The 5,347-nt window shown below is 66.7% G+C and carries 3 protein-coding genes and 1 tRNA gene; 2 read left to right on the top strand and 2 right to left on the bottom strand.

Features of this window, described 5'->3' with window-relative positions:
- Positions 1–1,284, bottom strand: a 1,284-nt coding sequence (locus ADY01_RS31860; RefSeq protein WP_159001549.1) for an amino acid adenylation domain-containing protein, incomplete at its 3' end; no start/stop codon positions are given.
- Positions 1,285–1,973: 689 nt separating this feature from the next.
- Between ADY01_RS31860 and ADY01_RS31855 the strand changes: the two genes are divergently transcribed.
- Together ADY01_RS31855 and ADY01_RS31850 are read left to right on the top strand one after the other, a co-directional pair.
- Complete coding sequence (locus tag ADY01_RS31855; RefSeq protein ID WP_049580206.1) at positions 1,974–4,787, top strand: AfsR/SARP family transcriptional regulator; 2,814 nt, start codon at positions 1,974–1,976, stop codon at positions 4,785–4,787.
- Positions 4,788–4,826: 39 nt separating this feature from the next.
- Positions 4,827–5,126 carry a hypothetical protein gene (locus tag ADY01_RS31850; RefSeq protein WP_049580205.1) on the top strand — a complete coding sequence of 100 codons (300 nt, stop codon included), beginning with the start codon at positions 4,827–4,829 and terminating at the stop codon, positions 5,124–5,126.
- Between the two features lie 29 nt (positions 5,127–5,155).
- On the opposite strand, the gene ADY01_RS31845 is transcribed toward ADY01_RS31850, so the two are convergent.
- A tRNA-Leu gene (locus ADY01_RS31845) sits at positions 5,156–5,243 on the bottom strand.
- Positions 5,244–5,347: the final 104 nt, after the last annotated feature.

Genomic DNA, 5,347 nt, shown 5'->3' with positions numbered 1-5,347 from the left:
GGAGATGTTTAAAAGAGACAGCCCCAGCCCCGCCCCCGCCACATACAACTCACCCACCACACCCGGCGGAACCACACCCAACCGACCGTCCAACACAAAAACCTGCGTATTCCAGAAAGGACGACCAATGGGGATCGGCCCGTCTGGCACATCGTCTCGAGGGTTTATTCTGAACTCGGTGCAGTTGACGGTTAGTTCGGTCGGCCCGTAGGCATTCACGATGGTGGCGTCGGGATGGGAAGAGCGCCAATCCCGCAGCATTTCTCCCCTCAGGGCCTCGCCGCCAAGAATCAATGTGTCGCTAGGTATTGACGCCGAGGGGTTGGAGACAAGAAGAGGGAGATGGGAGGGAGTGCCCTTGAGGAAGGTCACTCCGCCGGCAGGGCCGGAGTCCCGCTGTCGGACCACCTGGTCGATCTCAGCGAGTTCGACTCGTCCCCCCACCACAAGCGTGGTGTAAAGGGCTGTAACCGTCAGATCGAAGGAAACGGGGGAGTGAACCAGCGTGGTTCCCTGCGCGGCAGGGTAGGAGTTCGATGACCAGCAAAGGTAGTTCGTCAAGGAATGGTGGGTGACGCTTACGCCTTTGGGGCGGCCGGTGGAGCCCGAGGTGTAGATGACGTAGGCGGGATGCGCCAGTGACAGGGGCGAGGTGCGCTCGCCGTCGGCGGCATCGGTGCCCGCGCATCCGGCCAGGATGTCCTGTACTCCGGGATTGTCGAGGGTCAGCAGCAGGGCGTCCTGGGGGAGTGCCGGGGCTGCGCCGGTGGTGGTGATCACGCAGGCCGGAGCCGCGTCTTCGAGCAGGAACGCGATCCGTTCACGCGGGTAGTCAATGTCGATCGGCAGGTAGGCCGCGCCCGCCTTCAGGATGGCCAGGAGTGCCACCACCATGTCCGCCGACCGGGGAACCGCGACCCCCACCAGTCCCTCGGGGCCGATGCCGAGGTCGATGAGGAGGTGGGCGAGACGGTTGGCCCGTGTGTTCAGTTCGGCGTAGGTGAGTTCGGTGTCCTGGCAGACGACCGCCACGTTGTGCGGTGTTGCCGCGGCCTGTGCCTCGAACAGGGCCGGCAGTGTCGCGGCCGGGACCTCTCGGCGGGTGTCGTTCCACTCCACCAGCACCTGATGCCGCTCCACCGGAGAAAAGCTGTCTGACTCCAGCACTTCGCCGGGCAATACCTGATCCATCGCCCCTCCAGAGACAAAAATGGCACACGAAAGTTCGCGGTCTGCATCAATATCAATGCCATGACTCATGTTCGACTGATCGAAGCGGAACATGGCTGCATAAGGGCCGCGCCCTCGACGAGGCGGGAAAGGGGATCGCCTACGAAGCGATGCCAGGAGGAAGGTGAGGCATCAGAGCAGGCACGGCACGGAAAGGCTTCGATCAAAGATGAGGAAACAATCCGTTCGGCTGCCGAATCACCCGCAGGGAAGAACGGAGGTAGTCGCTGCCGGCAGAAGGTCGATTCCGTTCATGCCATCTTCGGCGTCGCCGGGGCAGCAACAATGGAGCCCCTGAGCCGCGCCACATCGCAAGCCCGGAAATCCATCCGTAAGGCCCTTTCCAGATGTAGTGCTGTACCCATGGGGCACCTCGCCTTGCGTTGTGCTTCAGGTGGATATGTTGCGGTGGATCCTTGCCGCGGTCGGACTGTTTCACATCACCGATGAGAGTTCCTTGTAGGATCCTTGCACCGCTTTTCAAGGGAACTCCGATTTTCTGTCTGTTCCGCCCTGGCGCCATTGGGTACCTCGGAGGGGTGGCGACGCTCTGCAAGGGGCTGCTCGCTCAACGTTGACGCCGTCACACCGCCGCAATGGGGCGGACCGCCGGGGCGTCATCGGCTGCATGCCCGTCGTCGGGATCCTTGCTGGCCTGGCCGTGCTCCCAGGCGTAGCGTGATGTCTCTGACCGGAAGCATCGCGCCATCCTGCCCGCGTGCGGTGCGGGCAGGAGGAGCCTCGTGCGGTTTCAGTTGCTGGGCCCGGTGGTGGGGTTCTTGGGAGAGCGGCGGGTCTACTTCGGCTCCGCCAAGCAGCGTTGCGTGCTGGCTGCGCTCCTCGTCGATGCGGGACAGATCGTCCCCATCGAGCAATTGATCCATCGTGTGTGGGGTCAGGACCCACCGCGCACCGTTCAATCCACCCTGCACAGCTATGTGAGCCGGATCCGGACCGCCCTGCACGGGGAGGCGGCCGACGCCGACATCATCCGGCGTGCCGGGGGATACGCACTGGAGACGGCCTCGGAAAGTGTCGATCTGCACCGCTTCCGCCGCCTCATCTCGGATGCCAGGGCCGCCGATGACGACGGGGTGGCCGGTGAACTGCTGGGCGCCGCCCTCGACCTGTGGCAGGACGAATCCCTGTCCGGACTCACCAGCGTCTGGGTCGAGGACATGCGCGCGCGGCTGGACGCCGAGCGGATCGCGGTGACGTTGCACTACAACGACATCCGCCTTCGGCAGGGGCAGTACGAGGCGCTCCTGCCCGGTCTGCGCAGCACGGTGGCCCGGCATCCGCTGGACGAGCGGCTGGCGGGCCAGTTGATGACGGCCCTTTACCAATCCGGGCGACAGGCAGAGGCTCTGGAGTTCTATGAGGACGTGCGGAACCGGCTGGCCGATGAGTTGGGCGTCGACCCCGACGCCGACCTCCAGGCACTACAGCACCAGGTGTTGACCGCTGCCCCGGAACTGCGGGCCGTGAAGAGCGGTGATGCCGCGAGCCCTGCGCCACGTCCTCACCAATTGCCTCCACGGCCGGCGCAGTTCGTAGGGCGCAGTCGCGAACTCGCAGCCATGGACGTGGTGCTGGACGATCCCTACCGGGCCGATGGCGTGATGGCGGCGTCGGCCGTCACAGGGATGGGAGGCGTGGGCAAGACCTGGCTCGCCCTGCACTGGGCCCACCGGCACCTTGACCGGTTCCCCGACGGTCAGCTCTACGTCGACCTGCGGGGCTTCGATCCCACCGAAGAGCCCATCGCCCCCGCCGCCGCGGTGCGCAAGCTGCTCGATGCCCTGGGGGTCAGTCCCGCGGCCATTCCCGTCGACACGGATTCGCAAGTGGGCCTCTACCGTTCCCTGGTGACCGGGAAGCGCCTGCTCATCGTGCTGGACAACGCACGCGACACCCAGCAGGTCGCACCGCTGTTGCCCGGCAGCTCGACCTGTACCGTGCTGATCACCAGCCGCAGCCCTCTGCCCGGTCTCCACACCACGCACGGCGTCCGTTCCCTCGCATTGGGGGTCCTTCCGGAGGACGAGGCGCACCGTCTGCTGGCCGAGCGCCTGGGCCGTCAGAGGCTGGAGGCCGAGGCGGAAGCCGTCTCCGCGTTCCTTTCCCACAGCGCCGGACTCCCCCTCGCCCTGAGCATCCTGGCCACTCGGGCAGCCTTTTATCCGGCCTTCCCCCTGGCGGCCGTCGCGAGGGAGTTGCAATGCGAGTCAACGCGGCTGGATGCCATGGACACCGGTGAGTTGTCGGCCGACCTGCGGGCCGTGTTCGCCTCCTCCTACTCCGTTCTCGACGAGGAGGCGGCCCGGCTCTTCGGCCTGCTCGGGCTGGCTCCCGGACCGGAGATCAGCCTGTACGCCGCCGCTTGGCTCGCGGATCTGTCCGCTCCGCGTGCGCGCGCCGTGCTGCACCGGCTCGTCGCCGTCCATCTGCTCCAGCAGCAAACGCCTGACCGATACCGCATGCACGACCTCGTCAGACTCTTCGCATCCGAACGAGGCCGGGACGTGTGGGAGAGCGACGCCGCTGCCGCCGCACTGAGGCGGCTCGTCGAGTCGTATCTGTGCAGGGCATACGAGGCCGATCGGCTGCTCAGCCCGCAGCGGCAACCGATGGAGCTGCCGCTGCGGGCCGCCACGAAGCCCTGCGGCACGGTGAACGACGCGGCTGACGCTCTGGCGTGGTTCGACGCGGAACATTCCGCCGTCGCGGACATCCAACAGCTCGCCGAGCGGTACGGCTGGCACGAGCTGGTCTGGCAGTTGGCCTGGGCGGCGGAGACCTTCTGCCTCCGGCGGGGCCGGCGCCAGGACAACCTCCTGGCATGGGAGAGGGCGCTCGGGGCCTCGGAGCAGCTGGCGGACGGTGTCCTGCGCCCGCACACCGATCGCTATCTCGGCCGCGCCCTGGCCCTCACGGGGGAGTACGTCGAGGCCGTCGCGCATCTCTCCGGCGCCTTGACAGCCCTTGAGCGGACAGGTGACCTGTCCGGGATGGCGTTCACCCACCATGCATTGGGCTGGGTCCATGCCCGGCTGGGCGACTACGGCCAGGCGCTGGTCCAAGCGAGGCGCTCTCTCCGGCTGTTCCAGGCCGTCGACAAGCCGGCCTGGATAGCCCGCGGACTCAACGCGGTGGGATGGTACTTGGCGCAGTCCGGTGCTTATGGCCGCGCCCGTGTCCGCTGCGATCAGGCCCGCACCCTGTTCCATCGCTACGACGATCACAACGGTGAGGCGGCGGCTCTGGACAGTCTGGGGCACATCGCCTTCAAGACGGGAAAATACCGCGAGGCCGTCGACCTCTGCCGCGGCGCGCGCGTCATCTACCGGGAAAGTGGCGACAGGTACGAGGAAGCCAACACTCTGGACCGCCTCGGTGAGACCTACCGGATTCTCGGTCGTCAGCTCGAGGCGGAGGAGACGTGGAACGAATCGATCGTTCTCTACGAGTCACAGCAGCGGTTCGCCGATGCGGAACGGGTCCGGGGCAAGCTGGAAACAGCCGTGGACCCAGGTGCCGGTCCGGCCAGCGGGTAGCGGGCGCCGCTTACGTGTGGCAGCCGGTGAGGCCACCGGGTGGCAGCGGCCGCCGAAGCAGGAGCCGACCCGGCCCTCGTCACCCAGTGGATCACCGAGACCCAGCAACAGCGCCGCGCCGCGGAAACCGAACTGCGAGCCGACCGCCGACCCGCGGCACACGAACCCATGTCCCGCGACGAGCTGCGCCGGAACGTGACCCACGCATCCGACCTGGCCAAGGCCATCCATCACAGCGCGAAAGAGGACAGAGCCGAGCAGTACCGGCTGCTGGGCCTGCGACTGACCTACGACATCGGGGCCAGGACAGTACACGTGACCGCCGCGCCAGACGCATAAACCCCACGGGGATCTCGTGGGGAAATGGTTGGTGTCCGAGGGGGGACTTGAACCCCCACGCCCAAATATGGGCACTAGCACCTCAAGCTAGCGCGTCTGCCATTCCGCCACCCGGACGGGTGTGCCGTTCGGGCCCTGGTGTGCCCGGCGACGTGGGAAACCATAGCAAAGTCCTGGGGCCGGCGACCTCTCCCGGGGGGTTGTGGGGCACGCCTTGGGGC

It is taken from the genome of Streptomyces sp. SBT349 (genome assembly GCF_001083795.1).
Lineage (GTDB): Bacteria > Actinomycetota > Actinomycetes > Streptomycetales > Streptomycetaceae > Streptomyces.
The sequence above is the reverse complement of the archived record's forward strand: the minus strand, read 5'-3'. Positions and strand labels throughout refer to the sequence as shown.